The following is a 16822-nucleotide window of genomic DNA, read 5'->3' as shown; positions in this document are numbered from 1 at the left end:
TCCTTCGCGGCGTGGCTTGGTCTAACGCCGCGCGCGCATAGCAGTGGCGGCAAGGAGAAACTTGTCGGCATCAGCAAACAGGGGGATAGCTATATTCGGCGNCTGCTTGTTATCGGTGCCACGGCGGTGATCCGTCGGGCACGGCAGGATAATGCCAGCAAGAGTTGGGCGGCAAAGCTGCTCACGCGTAAACCGGCCCGGCTGGTCTCGGTGGCCCTGGCCAACAAGACTGCGCGTGTTGCCTGGGCATTGTTGGCGCGCAACCAAGCCTATATCGCTCACGTTGGCGCTGCATAATCGAATCTTCCGTTTGGCAAACTCGAATAGAAACGCTGGACGCGTAGATAGCGAGGGTGATGAGATGTGATGGCAAACCGGTCGAACCGGGGATTGGATTAATCCGACATTCTCAAGGCGCTTCGAGCGCGTTAATTTGATTGGAACCCGATCTGCGGACTTCATCAGGGCCTGCGGCTGTATGTGCCGCCTCGTAAAGGCCGGACACATGGCTTGCACCCGACCAGGACGGCATCACAGATTTTCTCTCTTGCTATAAACGGCCGCTCCACACATGAGATTCAGCCAATCGACAAATCGACGATGTTTCTGCAATGACGGTTAAGACGCGTGTCGTCGCACGCGTGAGAATGAAGCTTGCTTTGCCTGCATTTTCAACGACATAGAGGCCTGCGCACGTTCACCACTGACGTCTTTTTAGTTGCACCTAAATTGAGATTCCTTCGTCGCGAATCTCAATTTAAGTGCCAAACAAGAAAGAAATAGCCGCATTCTTGCGTTTAAGTGCCAAACGACACACGGGCGTCGCGTTGCTGTGCGGTATCGGATTCACGATGAGCCTGTTCATCGGCCTGCTCGCCTTTGACGAACCGGCGTTGCAGGACCGTGTCAAATTCGGGATTCTGGCGGGGTCGCTGGTCGCCGGGGTGAGCGGTTATCTCATCTTGAGGGTCGGCGGCCGCAGGGTCGCCAAACCCGCGTAAGCGCGGGCGTGGTCAGCCAAGCCAGCCGAGCGCACCCGCGATGACCACTGCAATCTGACCAATTGCGATGACTGAAAGCGTCACCCACACGAGGGTCATTCTGCGGCCCTTAAAGGTCATGCGTGGTCCCTTCCAATGTTGGTTACTCTATTGTCGCGGTCGAAAACGTTGCATAGCCGACCCTACCACGATCGGCAACGCGACCTTACATCGGTGTCCATCTGCGTAAGGGATGAAAGCAGCGAGGACCGCTCGACACCTCCTCGCTGCTGACGATGGTTTTAATTCGGCCGATGCGCGTCCCGCACGGCGGACAACCGGCAACCGGATCAGATGGCCGCGTTGATCACCTTCTTGAACCGCGCCGCCACCCTTCCGAACGCGTCAGATGTCGCGTGTATCTCATCCGCCCAGTCGCCCTCCTTCAGTTCGCCGCGGACGTCGACAACATAAACGAAGGACGTCTTGCTGTTGCCGGCGACGCTGTGGAGCATGTCGTAAAGGGCGTCTATCAAAACGCGAACGATGTCGCGCTGTAGTTTCAGATCGACGATGCCCTTTTCCTTTAGCGGACCGCCCAGCCACTCGTCCTGCTTGGCGTAGATAGGGTGCCGTTTGTCGCCGGGAAATCCGCCGGGTATGGCGTAGCCGTACCCGTGGAAAAATATCGGAAGCGTTTTGAAATCGGGGTCCATCCGGACTGTTGAGACGAGCTTCTGATATCCTTTTTCGAGCTGGGAGAGCACCGCCGAAAGCTTCGCCTTGTCGACATGCCACGCCGCGTCCTTGCCGCGCTGAAAATTCTTCACCAGGGTCCCTAGAACCGGATTTCCGAGAAGGTCTTCGCCGATCACATCGTTCCCCGCGCCGGAAAACAAAAAGCCCGCGACCTTGTTCCGCTTCTGCTCGACGAGCGCCTTCATGAATTCCGGATTGCGATTGACCATGTTGTCGGCCGTGTCGCCCGCGGCGTCGAGGCTCCAGATGAGGAAATCCAGATTGAGATGGTCGATGACGTCTTCGATGAGAAATGGAAACTGGTGCCAGGAGTCACCCTCGGAGACCAGTACGGGCTTTCTGACTCCGCTCGAAATACGTCGCTCGAACGCCTGCTGCCTGCGCCACCGGCATATCGCGTTCCCCCAGCGGATCGCGCTCTCGACGTCCATCTGCGCTTCCGGCCCCATTTCCACCTTCTTCGGATCCGGCTCGATGCGAGGATCGAACGGCCCACTCGCTTCTCTGTCGGCGGTCAGGTACGGCGCAATTTCCGAATCCGGGACGTCGGGATCCATGAGCTTTTTCTTGAACTCTGCATAGCTGATTTTTGCCATAGTTCCCCCCTCAGGCCTTGGCGGCTGTCCCCTTTCGGGCTTTCTTCGTGGTCTTTCCGACGTCGCCCATCATCGCGTCTATCATCGCGTCGAGATCCTTCTGGTCGGGAAGGATGTTTTTGCCGCTCCGCTTGATCAATGAAAGCCGCACCGCCACCGGACGGTGGTCGGATATCTCCAGATAGTTCGGCATGGTGCGGTCCTTCGCCACTATGAAGAAGTCCGGCGTACCGACCGTCTGGCGCATCGACGGCGAAAGGAAAACGTTGTCGATCGCGGACTTCGGCGACTTGACGTAGGTGAACGCGCCGTCCGCCTCGTCCTCGGCACCCAGGACGTTGAAGCGGGCGTCGGAGATCGCGGTGAAGTCGTCGCTCGCAAGCGGCGCGTTCATGTCACCGCCGAGAATGACGTCGAGCCTTGTTTCCAAGGTGATCTGCTCTACGGCGCGTGCAAGGATCCGAGCGGCCAGCCTTCGTCGAAAGCTGCCCTCGTCCATTGCCTTCAAGTGCAGCGGCACCACGAAAAATTCGTAGGCAGGCAGCGGGCGGACAGTCTTGAAGCGAAACAGGCCTGGATACCTGTCGAAGATCTTTCCGTGCAACGCCTCGACGTTAAGGTCGGGATCGTCGCTGCGCTGGTTGAGAAGCTTTTCGATCTTGTCCGGCCATGAAACACGATCGCCCTTCAGCGTCGACGACTTCCAGATCATTGCAGTCGACTGCTTGCTCTCCGCCGCTTCTGGCTCGGAGAATGCACACTCATACCTGTCGCCGTAGATCTCCTTGATACGCTCTACCAGAGCCCGGACGGCCGGCGGTGAAATCTCGGAGAGGCCCCACATGTCCAGGCTCAGATCGGAGATCACCTTCGCCGCGCCGTCCAGCTTTGCCGGCTTATCGTAGCGATTAGCGAGCCACTCAATGTTCCAGAAGCCGACGTCCACGTCCTGATCTGATCCGCGGTAGGTATCGACGACCGCCTCCGGACCCAGCTCGCTTGCCTCAATCCGCCTTCCAAGGCCTCCGAAGAAGCCGGACATGGTGTCAGAGCCATGGACGCTCTTCAGGATGGTTTCTGCAAAGGAGGCGTCGCTCCCGCCCTTGCGCATTCGCATCTCGAGGTCGAGGGCGATGGCTGCAATCTTGATGCCTTCGTTCACAACATCGGTGCTGCCACCGTCGGGAAGCTCCGTCTTTTCGCCGCGGCTCGCATGGTGAAGTGCGATCAGACGGCCTCGCCTGTCGAAGACCGGCGCGCCCGATGAGCCTTTCATCGTGTCGGATGAATAGTGGACGACGTTGGCGTCGATCGACAGAATGTCGATGTCGTCCAGGCTCACCTGCTTTGGCTGACCGTCCGGATGGTGAATGACGAAGGCCGAGTCGCCCTTGCTTACGGTGAAGAACGCCCTCTCCATCGCTATCGTGCCATAGGATACGGCGGCGGCGTCCTCGATCCAGACGAAGGTGTAGTCCAGACCACCTTTGGTGGGGCTTGTGATGAACAGGCGGGACGGATCGATCGCGAAGGTCTGCGTCGCTTGTGGTGCACTGCCGTCGCCGGCGAGCAGGCGTTCAGGCGATATCTCGTAATTGAACTCGACCTTGGCGTTTCTAGCCACCTCTATCGAATTGAGCACGTGGTGGTTGGTCAGGAGCAGGTTCGCGGCGACCAGAAATCCCGTTCCGCTCCAGAATCCCTGCTGACCGTCATAGGCCGTTCCATCTGCGGATATGATTGCAACGGACCGTCGGCAATCCGCGAGGAGTTGCAGTAGGGCCGCCTGGGACGTGAGGTACGTCCCAACGGCAGCCTCGGGCATGACTACGCCTTCTGCGACCGCGTCATTCAGGCCCCTGGCCGCCCATCCGGTCCAACCTTTGAGCATTTGACCGGGGTCGTCGACCGAACCAGTTCGACCGATCTCCGAGAATGGCTTTAAGCGGGTGTCGGGCTTGTTGACGAACGGAATGCCTTTCAGATCACGAGCACGAACCATCTGACCCCTCTTCTAGCTTATGTTGCGCCTCACATGACGCCAGGCCACGAACAAAAACCCCGCCACGACGATGGGGATGAGCGCCATCACCCACGACTGCACGATCTGCCACCGCAAATAGAACGGCGTCTCCTCGTTGATGTCCGCAGTGCCACTCATGCAGTGCACGATCCGCATGTCCCCGTACTGGTTCGTCCATAGAAAATCGTAGTTCGGCAGCCGGTCACAGTGGCCAACTGGCGCAAGGACGATGAAGTATTGGAGGCAAAGGGCGCCAAGTGCGACTATCAGCAAAACGAAAGCCACGCCGAAGAAAGACACGTCCGAGCGCCGAAACGATCGGCGACCAGCGATGATCGCCCATAGATAAATCGATACTGCCAGAGCTACCAAAGGCCCAAATATGATGATGTAGACCGCGTTGAGCTTCAGCGGCACATACTCGCCGATCAGAGGAATGCCGCCCGTGTAGCTGGTGGGCGCCCGTGCGACGAATAGCGCGAGCATTAGCGCGATGAAGATGCCCATCGTCAACTTGCGGGCTGGATGTCTGATCGAAACCAGCTCGCGATAGGTGCTTCCGTCCGTCATCCCTGCCGTCCTCTCATTGGCCGCAGAGCTTGCGAAAGTTCTTCTCAAGTCCGCCGCGAAGCGCCGCGGCGATCTGATCCTTGAAACCAGAAACGAGATAGCCGTACTTGCCTTCGACCTTGACGATGTTCAGCGAGCTGTCTTCGATGGCGCAGGACGCAATGTTGGCCGCCACGTGTGCCTCCATGGTCGCTTTGAACCCGCCCTTGAAAGTCGCATTGTCCGACGTCTTGCAGGCAAGCGTTCCACGCGCGCTGACCTCGGCGGCGTCGCCATCAACGGCGATACGAAGCGTCTCGACCTCAACCCCGTCGATGTTGTCGATGCCTAGGTCTACTTTCGTCAAGCCCAGGTCGAGCTTTCCCTTCAACGACCGGCATGGCTGGGTCTGAGTGATCGCCTGCTCAAGGAGATTTGTAGCCTGGGCGCCAGGTGCTCCTGCCATCGTAAGGCATGCTCCTGCAAGCAGGCGGCGTGTCCCCTGTCGCATGTTTCTCCCCCTTTACTGCCGGAGCCCTTGACTTGATCACGTGACGAGTCGGTGACGGGGGCGACCTAGGTCCCGGCATTCGGAAAGCGCTGAGGATCAAGCTCGAAGAATTCCACGGATAGCCCCTTGTCGTCCTTGTACTTGCCGCGCCACCTCGCGTAGGTGAAGTTCTGCTGGAATTCCGCCGCTCCGGAGCTGTTGGAATAGATTTTCGTCTGGTCCTTGTCAGCCGTATTCACCTCGCCCACGATGCCTACATGGCCGATATTCCGGGTGCCGTTGAGCCGCGTGACCGTCGGCGAGATGATGACGCATCCCGACACCAAATCTGTCGCCCGTTTGTGCTTGTCCCGGAGGACAACGACCATGTTGGCCGTGGCAAGCCCGCCTCCGATTTCTCGGCCAAGGGCCTTCTTGGCGACCTGATTGACCGCCCATGCGCAGGCCAGATTTCCATGGTCGGTTCCTGGTGCGTCCCGTGAGCTGAGATGCTCGGGATCGTTCCGATCCGCGCATTTCATTGCTTTCGCCCTCAGGCGCTTGTTCACCTCGGCCTGCGACAGAGGGGCGGCTCCGCCAGCCGTGTCGTCGACGGCGTCGTCAAATTCTCCTCGAATAGCCTTGAGCCTCTCCTGGAGCTGCGGAGAAAAGGAACCCGTAGCGCCGCCACCGGTCGCGTCGTCTTCTGCAAGGATGTCGTCGACCAGCATCGGCGACGCGCCAGGCAGCGACCGAACGATGACCGGCTCGCCGCCGTCATCGTCGTACTGATCGATAAAGTAGTAGGTCGCCTTTCCTACGGTTACGGTTTCGAACAGCTTCTTGTTCATCGTGGGATCGAGAAGCTTCTCGACATCGGAAGGAATTTCGGTCGCCATATTTTCCTCCTCGCAAGCCGCATCCACTGCGGCTGTGGTTCAATTTGCTATGAATTTCGCCCGGTCTGCTAGTTCCTTCAAAACCGCGTCGCGGGAGACGGTCTTCCATTTGAATTGGGATTGCTGGTTCCCGTCGATGTAGGGAATAAAAACGTCGGTGCCGTCCACCAGCCAGATGGCCGACAGCTTCACGGACGGCACTTCCAACAGCCTGATCTCCACGTCGCCGCTCCGTGTGGCGGCATAGGCCTCGGCACGGTGGGCCGCTTCCAGGAGGGCCGCCGCGACGTCGCCTCCGGTGACACTGACGAACTCCGCCTTTGCGTCACGTTGCTGCACATCGGCGTAAGCGACCTGGGCGTTGTCGGGTCTTTCGAGAAGATAGCGCCATGCCACGAGCTCGACGTGCCCAAGAGGGTCTGCCGCCTTGATGCGGTCTAATCCCAGCAGATATACTGGGATTGGGTCGGAGAGGTCGAGTCCGACCCCGCCGCCCAAGCCATCGTCGGCCGCCGGCTCCACTAGGTCGGCGATCGCATCGGTTATCGCCGAATGCCCCTCTGCTGGCGCGTCTGTGCGGAGCCGGATTGGCATGTCAGGCCCCCACCAGGTCTTCTTCGGCGTCGGCGGGCAGGCGTTTCGACTGAAGCACGATGCCGCCGCCGCCAGAGTTCTCGGAAGCCGCCGTGGTGAAATACGCGTGCGTCCAATCCCCGCCAGCTTGATATCGCGCGGCAAAATCCCTGACGCGTATAGTCGTCTCCCGGTAGATGGGATCCGAGATCACGATATATTCAGACCCGCTCGCGCCTAAGGTCCACCCCACGATCGCCTGAAAATGTCCGCCGCCGCCGCGCCACCTCACCCGTGTTGCTACCGGCTTTCCATGGTCTATTTCCCTTTGCACCGCGGAGAAGGCGATGGGCGGCGCTGGTAGGTCCGCAGAAACGAGGGAGACGAAGTTCGAAGTTACCGAAAGCGCCTCGTCAAGCTTCCACGGAGCGTTACACGTGCTCGGGTTGGACGCCTCTCCTCCGCAGCAGTCGCCTCTCCCCCAAATCAAATTCGCTATCGCACACTGCGTCCACGCGCTTTCATCGTAAAAATGAGACACAGAGCAGGAAACCGCGGCCCAGCACCAGTTCGACTGCTCCTGCGCGTCGATCGAAAGGGCGAGCCTTTTCGACCTCTGAGCAGCGCCGCCCGTTGACTGCGGCCGGAAGCGAGGCTCGGTCTCTTCGAGCACAACGTGCCTAGCATTGAGGAAGGCCGGAAGTGGCATCGCGTCGCCCAACTTAGATATTCATTTTGCGCCCACGGAATACACCTAAGGTAGCATGCGCAAATGGTCCTCACAACATTCGAAATCGAGAAGCGTTCAGCAATATTCGAGTATAATCACAGGATATGACGCCTAAAGAAAATCCGATAAACTAAATTAATACGCAGTAAAACAGATATTTAGCTAAATTATTACGATGTTGCCCCCACGCTTTTATTGGCAGTCCGACATAGCCCTTTATAGCTATTTCTTTGCCGAAGCTTGGTGAACGCGCGGTTAGTCAATACGTGCCAACCCAGAAGCGTCGTCTCAGTACGCAACGCTACGATGCCCCTTCGCGACAGTCGGTGCTTTTGTGATCGCTGTTGTTTTCCCGACGCCGATCTTAGTTACGATCAACACTTCCCTCAAAGCCTGCCGTACTGATATTGACGGTTGTACCGACACCGGGAACTACGCCGCCTGCCCAATTGCTCCCGTCTGTCCAGTCACTGCTCGTCAAACCGTGCCAGTCGACGGCGTGGGCCGCTCCTGCGGACATCACCATCAGCGCCGCGGCCGAGACGCCTGTCAGTAGTCTGGTTGGAAAGCGCGAAGCTGCACGCATCCTATTGATTCTTTGGTACCCGCATATCGCCAACCATACCCGTCCCCAAATCATCATCTGGTCGATAAGAATTGACAAATGTTAAGGAAATGTGATTGCGCGGGGTTGAACGTCTGCGTCGGGAAGTCAACGCGGTCCCTTGAGCAAATAACTTCAATCGTGAGAGCACAGCCTCGGCATCAGCAAGCCTAAAGGGTCTCAAATCAGTCTCATTTGACGTTCAGGCCATGGCAACCATCTGTTGGCAATTGCGGTAGAGCCTCAATGAAACGACGATCGAGTTTGCTGGCCGCCATGCTGTTGCTCCTGCCGGTCCCGGCCCTTGCTCACCCGCATATCTTTATCGATGCAAAGTTTGAGGTGGTTGCCGCCTCTGACGGCTCGATCAGCGAGCTTCGCAACATCTGGCGTTTTGACGAGGTCTTTTCCTCGTCGGTGCTTCTCGACTTCGACAAAAATGAGAACCTGACGCTCGATCCAAGTGAGCTCAAGGCTGTCGGAAAGACGGTCCGCAATTCCCTGGCGCAATATAACTACTATACAAATGTCACCAGCAACGGCAAAGCGGTTGCGATGGCAAAACCGGAGACAGTGCAAGCAAGCTATCAGGACGGCGCGCTGACGCTGACGTTTTCATTAAAGCCGCTTCAAAAAACGGTCCTCAAAGGCACGACGATCTTCGGCATCTACGACCCGACACTCTATACCGCGGTCGATTTCGCCGCCGATACCGATCTTGCCATCTCGGGGGATGAATTTGCCCGGTGCAAGCGTAAAGTGGTGAGACCCAAACCCGATGAAATTATCGCCCAGAACCAGGCAACGCTGACGAGCCTGTTCTTCAACGACCCGATGGGGACGAATTTTTCGCAATTGGTGGCCACGCGGCTTGAGGTGCAATGCTGATGACCCGGCAGACGTCTGCCGAGAGAACGTAAAGCCTTGCAAACATAGGAACGATACGTAATAACGTATCCCGGCGGCAAGATTTGAAGGGGGCAAAGGCGCGCCGCGCGGTCTGCTTAACAAAGTCAGTGTCGCAGGTGGTCCATTGGGCGCTGCACGGCAATAACGCCTGCGATATCCAAATAAGCGCTGGCCGTAATCGAGCCTTCGCGACGACCATGGTTTCTCTCTCTTGATACGGGCCTGGAAGGACGCCTTGAAACAGCAATGTCGAACGAGATTTTTGACGGCACGCAGTCTTCCGATGTCAAGGACGGAGCAAATTTTCAACTTGCGGCGGTTCAAAGTCATCGCCTCTTGAACCAGCTTTTCCACGGTTCGCTTTTCACTGCCGTGCTGCTGTTTGGCGCTGTGATTGCCAATACGTTCAATCTCAATACGATTTGGGTGACGTTTTTTTGTGAAAACGCTGCCGCACTGATCCTCCTCGGCGCAGGGCTGCGATCTGCTTACGACGTCGCGGAATGGCGGCGCAAGCAAGCCGGCCTGGCCAGTATCCCGCCTATAAAAGCAGCGCGATGGTTCATTGCCTTCGTCGCTTCGCCGTGGACTCCGCGGGAGACGGAAAAACCGGACCGGATCGACCGATGGACCGGCATTGCGTTCTCCGCTGGCCGGTCGTTTCTGTCGCGCATCGGCCTTCGGCCACTTTGGGTCGCCAGCCTCTCCCTATTTGCCTGCTTGCTGATCTATGGAAGCTGGAATTTACAGCTGGAGCCGGCGCCGATCGGAACATCGGCCTTGCTGATGATTGCACTGTGCCTGGCTTTTTCATTCCTTCTGCTGGTGACGGAACGGCGATTCGCAGCGATCGATGCGGTCGAGTGGCCGGAGGCGGGCGCGCTTTCGCAATTGGCGCGCTTTCCTATTCTTATCCTCGTTGCTTCCTGCTTATGCCTTTTCCTGAACGCGCGCGGTTCCGGGTTGTCCGTCTGGCTCTTGGCCGCGCTCGGCGGCTTTATCACTTTGGTCGGGCTCGAGTTTTTCCTTCGCGCCACCCTCTCGATGTTTCGCCCGCAAAACCACAGTCACGAGCCGCCACTCCTGACCGAAAGCATTCTCGTCGGGGCCATAAACTGGCCGCCGCGACCCTTGACCCGCATTCAATCGGAACTGCGAACCAAGCTGGGCATCGACCTTCGCCAGATCTGGGCCTTTTCCTTCATCAGAAAGACGGCGCCGGCAATCGTTCTTGCGACATTCGTTCTTGGCTGGATGCTGACCGGTATCCACGAGATTCCGATGAGCGGACGAGGCATATACGAACAGTTCGGCAGACCAGGGACCATATTGCAGCCCGGCCTGCACATCGGTCTGCCCTGGCCATTTGGCCGGATCATCCCGGTTGAAAACGGCATCGTCCATGAACTGGCGACATCGTTCAGCACCGCCGGGCAGGATGAGCAGCTTGCCGATGCCGAAGGGCCGGCGCCTGAGAGCGCAAATCGGCTCTGGGATGCCTCCCATGTCAGCGAAAAGTCCCAGATCATAGCCGGAGGCACCGATGGCAAACAGAGTTTTCAGCTCGTCAACATGGATATCCGTTTCGTTTACCGGATTGGCCTCTCCGACCAGGCGGCCATGAGTGCCGCTTATCAGACCGCCAACATCCCAACGCTGATTGAAAGTACGGCCAACCGCGTATTGGTCCATGATTTTGCGGCTCGGACGCTGGATGGCGTTTTGGGCAAAGAACGTCTCAGCCTCGCCAACGACATATCTTCGGCGATACAGGCAGACATGAATGCCTTGAACAGCGGTGTCGAAATCCTGGCGGTCGTCGTTGAAGCGATCCACCCTCCCGCCGGCGCCTCCAGTGCCTATCACGGGGTTCAGGCCGCACAGATTACAGCGCAGGCCCTGGTCGCACGTGAGCGCGGAAAGGCCGCCGAACAGGCAAACGACGCCCAGATGAATGCCAGCCTTCAACGGGACGGCGCCATGGCGGCGGCAAGAGAAGGCGTTGCCGCATCGGAAGTGACCAAGCTGCGGTTCGACGCCGAGCGGTCCGCCTATCGGACGGCTGGGCAGGTGTTCCTGACCGAGGAATATTTCAACCGGCTCACCACAGGACTGTCCCGATCAAAGGCGCTGATCCTCGACCATCGCATCGGCGGCAGCAGCGCGCCGACCCTCGACCTCAGGAGTTTCATGTCGCCGGTCGATCCAGGAACCGGTGCAGAGCCATACACTCCCTATCAGAGCGAAGAAACCAGCCCATGAGCCACGAGCACACGCACATGGACGCAGATCATCACGATCACGACCATCATCATCACAATGATCAGGCAGAAGCCATGCCATTTCGATGGTACCGCGTGGTCATCGCCGTCCTTGTCGGCTTGATCATCATGGTCGCGGCATGTCTCGTGCAGGTCAGATCGGGCGTCGCAACCATCATCACCAGGTTCGGCAGCCCGACCCGCGTGCTGATCGATCCGGGCCTTGCCTTCCGGCTCCCCATTCCGTTTGAAACCACCATCGACGTGGACCTTCGCGCCAAATCGACATCGAGCGGCCTTCAGGACGTCGGAACCAAGGACGGGCTGCGCGTCATCGCCCAGGCCTATGCGGTTTGGCAGGTGCCGGCGGAGCCGGGCGCGATCGAGCGTTTCGTCCGGTCCGTGCAAAACCAACCCGATCAGGCCGCGCAGCAGATCAGGACGTTTTTGGGATCGTCGCTGGAAACCGCGGCAAGCAACTTCGATCTCGCGTCCCTGATCAATCCGGATCCGAGCAAACTTCAGATTCTCGCCCTGGAAACGCGGCTTAAAGACCAGATCGCGCAACAATTGCTCGACACCTATGGTTTGCACGTCGTCAATGTCGGCATTGAGCGCCTGACGCTGCCGGCCGTAACACTGGATGCGACAGTCGATCGCATGCGAGCGGAGCGCGAGACGATCGCGACCGAGCGGACGGCCGTCGGAAAGCGGCAGGCCGCCGAGATCCGGTCGGCTGCGGAGCGTGACGCACGGGTTGTCCAGGCGGACGCTTCGGTCAAAGCAGCCAATATAGAAGCGCAGTCCCGCGTCGAAGCTGCCCGGATTTACGGCTCCGCCTATAAAAGCGCGCCTCAGCTTTACGATCTGCTCCGGTCGCTGGACACGCTTGGTTCCATCGTCAATTCCAACACCCGCCTTGTCCTTCGCACCGACGCGGCACCGTTCCGTGTGCTGGTCGACGGTCCGCCAAGTACTGCGACCGCTGGCGGAGCACAATAGATATGCTTGCGCCAGATACCAAAGTCGCTGCCCCGGAGCATCAAGCCGTTCACCTCGTTTCCGTCGCGTTGTCTGTCATCATGGTGCTGGCCGCAATCGGATGGCTGACATCCAATGTCAGGGAAATCGCGCCGCAAAGCCGGGCGGTGGTGCTGCGTATGGGGTCGTTGAACCGGGTACAGGATTCCGGCCTGCTATGGGCTCTGCCCGAACCGTTCGAAAAGGTCGAGCTGCTGCCGGCGGCGGCCACGGTTCTGGAGCGCAGAATAGAGGGATTGGTTCGCTCCCCGGCTGCCGAAACCGGCACTGGAGCGGCAAGCGACGCCCTGGCGGGATCGGGTTTCCTGTTAACGGCGGATGCCAGCGTCGTGCAGCTGGATATCCGTATTTTCTATAAAGTAACCGAACCCTTCGACTACGTCCTGCAGGGCAGTCACGTCGTTCCCGCATTGGACCGTCTGGCAACCCGAAGCGCCATCTTCATCTGCGCGTCGAGGGATTTGGACAGCATTCTGGTTGCCCGGCCGGAATTGGTCGGTCCTGATAGCGGTATTGCCGAAAAACGTGAACAGCTCAGAGCCGATCTGGTCAGAAGTATCGATGAGAGCCTGAGAGTGCTGAAAGCGAACGGCGCGGGTCTCGGCATCGAAGTCGAGCGGGCCGACGTGCAATCAAGTCTTCCAAGCCAGGCCGTTGCGGCGTTCGATGCGGTTCTTACCGCCAGCCAGCAGGCCGAGCAGTCGATTGCTTCTGCAAGAAATGATGCGGAAAAGGACAAGCAGGCAGCCGACCAGGCAGCCGACGCCATCGTGCAGGTTGCAGAAGCCCAGTCCAGTGAGCGGGTGGCGAAGGCCCGGGCCGACACTGCGACCATCACCGGTTTTATCGAGAAGCAAGGCGCGCTGAACGATCCGGCGCTTGCCATGCGGCTCTACCGGGACCGTGTCGCAAAGATCCTGTCACAGGCAGGTTCGGTGGTGACCGTCGATCCCAGGGACGACGCACGCCTGATCCTCCAGGGAGCTGACAAATGAGCGCAACCGCACACCATTCCCACGGTGGTCATAGCCACTCCCATCACCATGGCAATGTGCTCAACGCCGGACTGCTGACGGCAAACGAAAAGCAGAGCGCCGCCGTTCAACTGACCTTGGCGATGATCGCTTTTTGCCTGCTGGTGCTCGGCACCGGCTGGCGCTGGCTTTTCCCCGATGAAACAGGCGTCAGCCAGCTCCTGCTCGCCGCGGCCTCGCTGATCGTTGCGATCCCTGTCCTTCGATCCGGTTGGCATAGCCTGCGCCATCCGAGCCTGCATGGCATCACCGATCAGTTGATTGCTCTGGCGATGCTGGCGGCCTGGGCGACGGGTGACCTGCTGACCGCAGCCCTTCTTCCGATCATCATGATATTTGGCCATGTGCTCGAGGAGCGCAGCGTCATCGGCTCGAAGGAGGCGATGGAGGCATTGGCACGTCTGACCCGCAGCCAGGCGCGCCTGATTACGCCTGACGGAAAGATCGTCGAAGTCGACAACGTCACCCTCCGGCCCGGCGATCTTGTCGAGGTAAGGGCAGGAGACCGCGTCCCGGCCGACGGCCGCGTCAGCGAGGGGCAAGCGAGCCTCGACACATCAAGCATAACGGGCGAATCCGTGCCGGCCGAGGTCGTGCTGGGCACGGACGTGTTCGGCGGGGCGATAAACCTTGACGGGCTCCTGCGGATCGAGGTGACGAAGACCGGAGAGGAGTCCACGCTCGGAAAAGTCATTGCCCTCATGCAGCGTGCGGAAAACTCGAAGCCGCCGATAACCCGGCTGCTCGAACGTTACGCGCAGCAATATCTGGCACTTGTCCTGACCATTGCGGCAATCGCCTGGTTCGTCACCTATGACGACCAGATCATGCTGGCGGTGCTGGTCGCGTCCTGCCCCTGTGCGCTCGTCCTGTCGGCACCCGCAACAGCGATTGCCGGCATCGCGGTCGCGGCGCGTCATGGCATCCTGATCCGCAGCTCCGCCTTTCTGGAAGAGCTGGCCGATCTGACATCCCTGGTGATCGACAAGACAGGAACCCTCACCTTCGGCCGATTGCGCCTACAGGAGATGCAGACAACCGGCCAGATCGACCAGGAGGTTATTTTGGCTCTGGCTGCATCCTTAGGCGGAGCAAGCAGCCACCCTGTCAGCCGGGCCTTGGCCTTGCTGGTGGCCCGCGACGCATATTATCCGCTGACAAATATCAGGGAGCTGCAGGGTCTGGGTGTCGTTGCGGGGACCGAGCGGGGCGAAGTGGCGGTGGGCCGTCCCGAACTGTTTGAACGTTTCTCGGTCATCGTTCCCCACGCGCCTCAACATGACGGTCCTATCGCCGGCGTTTCCATCGACGGCGAGTTCGTCGCCTGGCTGCTGTTGTCAGACACGACCAAGCCGGAAGCCGCCGCTGCCATGGCAGAGTTGCGCGAACTTGGTCTCAACCGCCAGCTTTTGCTGACCGGCGACCGCCAGTCGGTCGGCAGAGCCCTGGCGCATGAAATTGGTATAGAGGAGGTTGCTGCCCAGGCGCTTCCCGAGGACAAGCTGAAACGGGTGCTGAGCGAAACGAGGAGCGGCTTCAGGCCCCTTGTCGTCGGTGACGGGATCAACGATTCCCTCGCACTCAAGGCCGGTGCGGTCGGTGTCGCAATGGGCGCTGGCGGAACGGATATAGCGCTCGCATCATCGGATATCATCCTGGTCGGCAGCGACCTGCGGCGGCTCGGCACGTGCATCCGCATCAGCCGGCGCTGCCGCCGCACACTGAAGACCAATGTGTTCATTGGCCTTGGCTGGACCGTCGGTATCGTCACATTGGCGGGCTTCGGCTTTCTCGGGGTGGCTGGCGCCGTTGTCGCCGCAATCCTGCACAACATCAGCACCTTGCTGGTGCTGGCAAACGCCGGGCGACTCATGCGATACGACGAGCCGCTTGCGGTTCACGATACCTGATCGCGAAAGGTCCAGGAACAGTCGCCTGTGAAGAACGGCGATTAGCCGATTCCGAACCGGACGCGGATGGCCTCATTCAAGTGGTCTACAGGACACCGCGCCACGCCTTAGGCCAATTTTGATGTATCCTCGTTGAGCACGGAATAGTCCGCGCCGCGTTGCCCCATTGGCAAGTCATCCGGATATGGACGCCAGGGAAAATTGGAGCGATCGATATGGGTAAGAAGCTGAACAAGGTCTATGACGCACTCGTGAATGGCGCGGCTGACGGCCTCGTAGGCGAAGAGCTCTACGCTTATGTTACCGAGAAATGTCCCAAGACCTCGAGCAAACGCGTCGTGAAAGCCTCGTTGTTTGCCCTATCGGATCCCGATGTGAAGGATAGGGCCGTTCTCGAAGCCATCTACGCCCTTGCAATCAGGTATCGGTTTTCCTCTCTCGGCGTCGAAGAAGATCCACATGAAGTCGATGACGACGACGGTTCAGCGCCTTCTATCTCCCAGGAGCTGAAAAACAGACTGGAAACTACCGTTTCAACGATCCCATCTACAAATGAGGACGCGGCGATGGCCGAGATAGCCAAGAGCGTCCACTAAGAAGATCGTTGGCGGCGCATCTGTCGTCAGCCTTCATCGCGCGTGTCGATGGCGATGTCATGGAGCGCCTGCGTATCTTCTGGATCATATTCGGCTGACAGAATGACGCCAAAGCCTTGTGAGGGTGAAGCGTGTTGTAGTGCTCGAACCACAATGGCAGTTGAGCGATGACCGTTTCGGCGTCCGGGATGGAATTGACCGAGACGTAGTCGCGCTTGAACGTCTTTACGAAGGCTTCGGCCATTCCGTTGGACTGAGGGCTGCGGACTGGTGTCGTGCGAGGCTCCATCCCAATATCCAGCAGCAGCGATTTCGTGTCTGAGGCAACAAAGCACGATCCATTGTCAGTCAGCCATTCGATGGGCTTGGGAAGGATATTGATGCGGCCGAAGCGGTTTTCGACCGCCGTGATGACAAGGTCCTGAACATCTTCGCTCTTGATGCCTTCAGTGGTGGCGACATGGGCAATGGCCTCGCGGTCACAGCAGTCGAGCGCAAAGGCAACGCGGACCTTTTCCCTGTTGTCGCAGCCGATTTCGAAACCGTCCGAGCACCAACGCAAATTCGACTGAGCGACAGCAACGCGACCATCGTGGCGGCGGGTATCAATGGCACCAGTATGGCGCTGGAGAAGCAGGCCGTGCGGTACTGTCACATTGATTGAGCGGTAAGGAAATTGAGGTAGCAGCGCACCCATGACCGTGAGTGCACCGACCTACAAGAACCACCGCTATCCGATCGAAATCGTAGCCCGTGCTGTCTGGCTCTACTTTCGCTTTAATCTGAGCCTGCGCGATGTCGAGGAAATGCTGCTCGATCGCGGGATCGTCGTTTCCTACGAGACCATCCGCCGATGGTGCCGAAAGCA

General features: G+C 58.9%; 15 protein-coding genes and 2 pseudogenes. 9 read left to right on the top strand and 8 right to left on the bottom strand.

Annotation, left to right across the window (positions count from 1 at the left end; translation table 11 throughout):
- Together A3C3_RS40625 and A3C3_RS0135865 are read left to right on the top strand one after the other, a co-directional pair.
- Positions 1 to 297 (top strand): transposase (locus A3C3_RS40625; protein ID WP_022719304.1); only part of this gene is annotated, 297 nt, incomplete at its 5' end.
- A 464-nt stretch (positions 298 to 761) separates the two neighbouring features.
- On the top strand, positions 762 to 1001 hold the full coding sequence (locus A3C3_RS0135865) for a Na+/H+ antiporter NhaA (RefSeq protein ID WP_022719303.1): 240 nt from the start codon (positions 762 to 764) through the stop codon (positions 999 to 1001).
- 329 nt (positions 1002 to 1330) lie between these two features.
- On the opposite strand, the gene A3C3_RS0135855 is transcribed toward A3C3_RS0135865, so the two are convergent.
- From A3C3_RS0135855 to A3C3_RS0135825, 7 genes are all read right to left on the bottom strand, one after another.
- The gene (locus A3C3_RS0135855) at positions 1331 to 2335 is read right to left on the bottom strand and encodes a hypothetical protein (protein ID WP_028740289.1); all 1005 of its coding nucleotides are present in this window, start codon (positions 2333 to 2335) and stop codon (positions 1331 to 1333) included.
- A gap of 10 nt (positions 2336 to 2345) precedes the next feature.
- Positions 2346 to 4337: a trypsin-like peptidase domain-containing protein gene (locus A3C3_RS0135850; RefSeq protein ID WP_022719301.1), complete on the bottom strand. Its 1992-nt coding sequence runs from the start codon at positions 4335 to 4337 to the stop codon at positions 2346 to 2348.
- Between the two features lie 12 nt (positions 4338 to 4349).
- Positions 4350 to 4928 carry a hypothetical protein gene (locus A3C3_RS40620; RefSeq protein ID WP_022719300.1) on the bottom strand — a complete coding sequence of 193 codons (579 nt, stop codon included), beginning with the start codon at positions 4926 to 4928 and terminating at the stop codon, positions 4350 to 4352.
- A 13-nt stretch (positions 4929 to 4941) separates the two neighbouring features.
- Positions 4942 to 5373, bottom strand: a complete 432-nt coding sequence (locus A3C3_RS0135840; protein ID WP_022719299.1) for a hypothetical protein — start codon at positions 5371 to 5373, stop codon at positions 4942 to 4944.
- Between the two features lie 110 nt (positions 5374 to 5483).
- Entirely contained in the window at positions 5484 to 6296 is an 813-nt protein-coding gene (locus A3C3_RS0135835; RefSeq protein ID WP_022719298.1) for a hypothetical protein, read from the bottom strand.
- Positions 6297 to 6335: 39 nt separating this feature from the next.
- Positions 6336 to 6890, bottom strand: coding sequence for a hypothetical protein (locus tag A3C3_RS40615; protein WP_022719297.1), 555 nt, complete (start codon positions 6888 to 6890; stop codon positions 6336 to 6338).
- Between the two features lies 1 nt (position 6891).
- Entirely contained in the window at positions 6892 to 7578 is a 687-nt protein-coding gene (locus A3C3_RS0135825) for a papain-like cysteine protease family protein (protein WP_022719296.1), read from the bottom strand.
- Between the two features lie 871 nt (positions 7579 to 8449).
- Between A3C3_RS0135825 and A3C3_RS0135820 the strand changes: the two genes are divergently transcribed.
- The 6 genes from A3C3_RS0135820 (at position 8450) to A3C3_RS40610 (ending at position 15954) form a co-directional block, all read left to right on the top strand.
- Positions 8450 to 9091: a DUF1007 family protein gene (locus A3C3_RS0135820; protein WP_022719295.1), complete on the top strand. Its 642-nt coding sequence runs from the start codon at positions 8450 to 8452 to the stop codon at positions 9089 to 9091.
- Positions 9092 to 9358: 267 nt separating this feature from the next.
- A complete protein-coding gene (gene hflK / locus A3C3_RS0135815) occupies positions 9359 to 11374 on the top strand; it encodes a protease modulator HflK (protein WP_022719294.1) in 2016 nt (671 codons plus the stop codon).
- Positions 11371 to 12375: a protease modulator HflC gene (gene hflC, locus A3C3_RS0135810; protein ID WP_022719293.1), complete on the top strand. Its 1005-nt coding sequence runs from the start codon at positions 11371 to 11373 to the stop codon at positions 12373 to 12375. The genes hflK and hflC overlap by 4 nt, the downstream gene beginning before the upstream one ends.
- A 2-nt stretch (positions 12376 to 12377) precedes the next feature.
- On the top strand, positions 12378 to 13409 hold the full coding sequence (locus tag A3C3_RS0135805) for an SPFH domain-containing protein (protein WP_022719292.1): 1032 nt from the start codon (positions 12378 to 12380) through the stop codon (positions 13407 to 13409).
- Positions 13406 to 15358, top strand: a complete 1953-nt coding sequence (locus A3C3_RS0135800) for a heavy metal translocating P-type ATPase (RefSeq protein WP_022719291.1) — start codon at positions 13406 to 13408, stop codon at positions 15356 to 15358. The genes A3C3_RS0135805 and A3C3_RS0135800 overlap by 4 nt, the downstream gene beginning before the upstream one ends.
- Positions 15359 to 15573: 215 nt before the next feature.
- Complete coding sequence (locus A3C3_RS40610) at positions 15574 to 15954, top strand: hypothetical protein (RefSeq protein WP_183906909.1); 381 nt, start codon at positions 15574 to 15576, stop codon at positions 15952 to 15954.
- A 109-nt stretch (positions 15955 to 16063) separates the two neighbouring features.
- On the opposite strand, the pseudogene A3C3_RS40605 reads toward A3C3_RS40610, so the two are convergent.
- Positions 16064 to 16597, bottom strand: a pseudogene (locus A3C3_RS40605) (DDE-type integrase/transposase/recombinase); the annotation flags it as partial.
- 52 nt (positions 16598 to 16649) lie between these two features.
- On the opposite strand from A3C3_RS40605, the pseudogene A3C3_RS40600 reads away from it, so the two are divergent.
- Positions 16650 to 16822, top strand: a pseudogene (locus A3C3_RS40600) (IS6 family transposase); the annotation flags it as partial.

The sequence above is a fragment of the Rhizobium mongolense USDA 1844 genome, from assembly GCF_000419765.1.
Classification (GTDB): domain Bacteria; phylum Pseudomonadota; class Alphaproteobacteria; order Rhizobiales; family Rhizobiaceae; genus Rhizobium; species Rhizobium mongolense.
Note: the sequence above shows the minus strand (reverse complement) of the source record. Positions and strands in the feature narration are given on the sequence as shown.